Genomic DNA, 3102 nt, shown 5'->3' with positions numbered 1-3102 from the left:
TCGTCGGTCTGCGCACCGCCCGGGGCGAAGGCGCCCTGGAGCTGCAGCTGGGTCTGGGCGCCGGCCGCGGTGGCCGGCGTGGCCGGCCCCTTGCGGGCCCGGCGCTGGGGACCACGCTCGGCCTTGTTGCGACCGACCAGCGACTCGCCCTCGCCGCCACCGGACGCGGCCGGGTTCGACAGGTCCATGTCGGAGAGGTCCACCGGGGCGTCGGCGGAGCCGGCCTTCTGGGCCATCCCGAGGTAGGGGTCCGACTCGGTCTGCGGAGCCGCGGGTGGTGCGGCGGCAGCCGCGGCAGCCTCCTCGGCCGAGCCGATGGAGATGATCGGCGTACCGACATCCACCATCTCGCCCTCGGCGACCATCAGCGCCAGGACCGTGCCGGCGTACGGCGACGGCAGCTCGACGATCGACTTGGCGGTCTCGATCTCGACGATGATGTCGTTGATCTCGATCGTGTCGCCGGCCTTGACCTTCCACGCCACGATCTCGGCCTCGGTGAGGCCCTCGCCCACGTCGGGCAGCTTGAACTCGCTCATCAGAACTCCATGCTCCGGTCGACGGCGTCGAGGACGCGGTCGAGGTCGGGCAGCCACTCCTCCTCGATCCGGGACGGCGGGTAGGGGGTGTCGAAGCCACCGACGCGCAGCACCGGGGCCTCCAGGGAGTAGAAGCACTCCTCGGTGATGCGGGCCGACAGCTCGGCGCCCATGCCGAGGTTGACGTGCGCCTCGTGGACGACGACGGCACGACCGGTGCGGCGTACGGACTCGAAGACCGGCGCCATGTCGAGCGGCGAGAGGGTGCGCAGGTCGATGACCTCGATGTTCTTGCCCTCGGTCGCGGCGGCCTCGGCAGCCTTGAGCGCCGTCTTGACCGTCGGGCCGTAGGCCAGCAGCGTCGCGTCCGAGCCGGCGCGGACGGTGCGCGCGGTGAAGAGCGGGTCCGGGGTCGCCGACTCGTCGAGCTCGGCCTTGTCGGCGTGGTACTGCCGCTTGGGCTCGAGGAAGATGACCGGGTCGTCGCACGCGATGGCCTGCTGGATCATCCAGTAGCCGTCGATCGGGTTGGAGCACGCGACGACCTTGAGGCCGGGGGTGTGCGCGAACTGCGCCTCCGGGGACTCCGAGTGGTGCTCGACCGCACCGATGCCGCCACCGAACGGGATCCGGATGACCATCGGCATCTTCGACTTGCCCTGCGACCGGAAGGTCATCTTGGCGACCTGGCACACGATCTGGTCGTACGCCGGGTAGACGAAGCCGTCGAACTGGATCTCCACCACGGGGCGGTAGCCGCGCAGCGCCATGCCGACCGCGGTGCCGACGATGCCGGACTCGGCCAGCGGCGAGTCGATGACCCGGTCCTCGCCGAAGTCCTTCTGCAGTCCGTCGGTGATCCGGAAGACACCGCCGAGCTTGCCGACGTCCTCGCCCATGATGAGGACCTTGGGGTCGTCCTCCATGGCCCGACGCAGGCCCATGTTGAGGCCCTTGGCCAACGTGATCTTCTGCGTGCTCATCAGTGCGACTCCTCAAAGCTCGCGAGGTACGCCGCGTAGCCGTCGCGCTGGGCGGCGAGCTCGTCGGTCATCTCGGTGTAGACGTGGTCGAAGACGCTCATCGGCTGCGGGTCGGGCAGCGCCTTGCAGCCCTCGCGCAGGTGGTGGCCGAGCTCGTCGGCCTCGGCCTTGAGGTCGGTGAAGTACGCGTCGTCGACGAGCCCGTTGCGGCGCATGTAGACCTCGAGGCGGGCGATCGGGTCCTTGAGCTTCCAGTGCTCGAGGTCGTCGCTCATCCGGTAGCGGGTCGGGTCGTCGGTGGTGGTGTGGGCACCCATCCGGTAGGTGTACGCCTCGACCAGCGTCGGGCCCTGTCCGTCGCGGGCGCGCTGCAGCGCCGCCTGCGTCACGGCGTACGTCGCGAGGACGTCGTTGCCGTCGACGCGCACGCCGGGGAAGCCGAAGCCGAGGGCGCGCTGGTAGAGCGGGATCCGCGTCTGGCGCTCGATCGGCTCGGAGATGGCCCACTGGTTGTTCTGGCAGAAGAACACCACGGGTGCGTTGTAGGACGCCGCGAAGATGAAGCCCTCGTTGACGTCGCCCTGCGAGGACGCACCGTCACCGAAGTGGGCGATGACGGCCGCGTCGCGGTCGGGGTCGCCGGTGCCGACGACGCCGTCGCGCTGCATGCCCATGGCATAGCCGGTGGCGTGCAGCACCTGGGCGCCGATGACGATCGTGTAGAGGCCGAAGTTGTTGTCCTTCGGGTCCCACGCGCCCTGGTCGACGCCGCGGAACAGGCCGAGGAGGTCGAGCGGGTCGATGCCGCGGCAGTAGGCGACGCCGTGCTCGCGGTAGGTCGGGAAGACGTAGTCCTGGGGGCGCAGCGCGCGGCCGGCGCCGATCTGGGCGGCCTCCTGGCCGAGCAGCTGGGCCCAGATGCCGAGCTCGCCGTGCCGCTGGAGCGCGGTGGCCTCGGTGTCGATGCGCCGCGTGAGGACCATGTCGCGGTGGAAGCCGCGCAGCTCCTCTGCGGAGAAGTCGTGGTCGAACTCGTCGTGGTGGACGCGCTCACCCTCCGGGGTCAGCAGCTGGACGAGCTCGGGTCCACCGTCCTGCTGGCTGGGTCCGAAGACCTCCACCAGGTCGGGGCCAAATCCTCCGGGGTCGCTCATGGGGCTCCTTCGTGCGGCTAGCGGCGTCTCGGGGTCACCGGGATCGCCGACGGCTCGGGTGTGGTCGCCGGCGTGTGTGACCCCGACCACATGGTGCCCGCACGGTATCGAGGAGGCCCGCACGGGCGCCAATCGGGCCCTGCCGCGACGGCGTGCTTGGATCTCCCGGTGCTGCGCTCCCGGGTCGTCCWGATCGGCCTCCTCGTCGGCCTCGCCGCCGGCCCGCTCACCGGCGTGGTCCCCGTCGGCAAGGCGGTCCCGTCCGCCACGGCCGCGGACCCGGGCCGGCCGCGTCCCGTGCTGACCGGCGACTTCGCCGACCCGGCCGTGGCGGTCCTCGGGTCGGGGTACGTCGGCTTCTCCACCGGGAGCCTCGTCCCGCGGGCCGTGTCGGACCGACCCCGCGGCGCGTGGCGGGCCGCCGGG

4 protein-coding genes are annotated in these 3102 nt (G+C 71.3%); 1 reads left to right on the top strand and 3 read right to left on the bottom strand.

From position 1 onward, the window contains the following. The 3 genes from ACXJKL_RS18110 to pdhA form a co-directional block, all read right to left on the bottom strand. Positions 1 to 539, bottom strand: a 539-nt coding sequence (locus ACXJKL_RS18110; protein WP_457208396.1) for a biotin/lipoyl-containing protein, incomplete at its 3' end; no start/stop codon positions are given. Further along, positions 539 to 1522 (bottom strand): alpha-ketoacid dehydrogenase subunit beta, encoded by a 984-nt coding sequence (locus ACXJKL_RS18105; protein WP_457208395.1) that lies wholly within the window; start codon positions 1520 to 1522, stop codon positions 539 to 541. The genes ACXJKL_RS18110 and ACXJKL_RS18105, both read right to left, overlap by 1 nt. Continuing rightward, on the bottom strand, positions 1522 to 2676 hold the full coding sequence (gene pdhA, locus ACXJKL_RS18100) for a pyruvate dehydrogenase (acetyl-transferring) E1 component subunit alpha (protein WP_457208394.1): 1155 nt from the start codon (positions 2674 to 2676) through the stop codon (positions 1522 to 1524). The genes ACXJKL_RS18105 and pdhA overlap by 1 nt, the downstream gene beginning before the upstream one ends. Before the next feature lie 168 nt (positions 2677 to 2844). Between pdhA and ACXJKL_RS18095 the strand changes: the two genes are divergently transcribed. Continuing rightward, positions 2845 to 3102, top strand: a 258-nt coding sequence (locus ACXJKL_RS18095; RefSeq protein ID WP_457208393.1) for a hypothetical protein, incomplete at its 3' end; no start/stop codon positions are given.

It is taken from the genome of Nocardioides sp. P5_C9_2 (assembly GCF_054049555.1).
Note: the sequence above shows the minus strand (reverse complement) of the source record. Positions and strands in the feature narration are given on the sequence as shown.

What these genes read in the sequence shown, in the direction of transcription:
- ACXJKL_RS18105 (WP_457208395.1), bottom strand. Translation starts at nt 1,522, where the DNA reads ATGAGCACGCAGAAGATCACGTTGGCCAAGGGCCTCAACATGGGCCTG.
- pdhA (WP_457208394.1), bottom strand. Translation starts at nt 2,676, where the DNA reads ATGAGCGACCCCGGAGGATTTGGCCCCGACCTGGTGGAGGTCTTCGGA.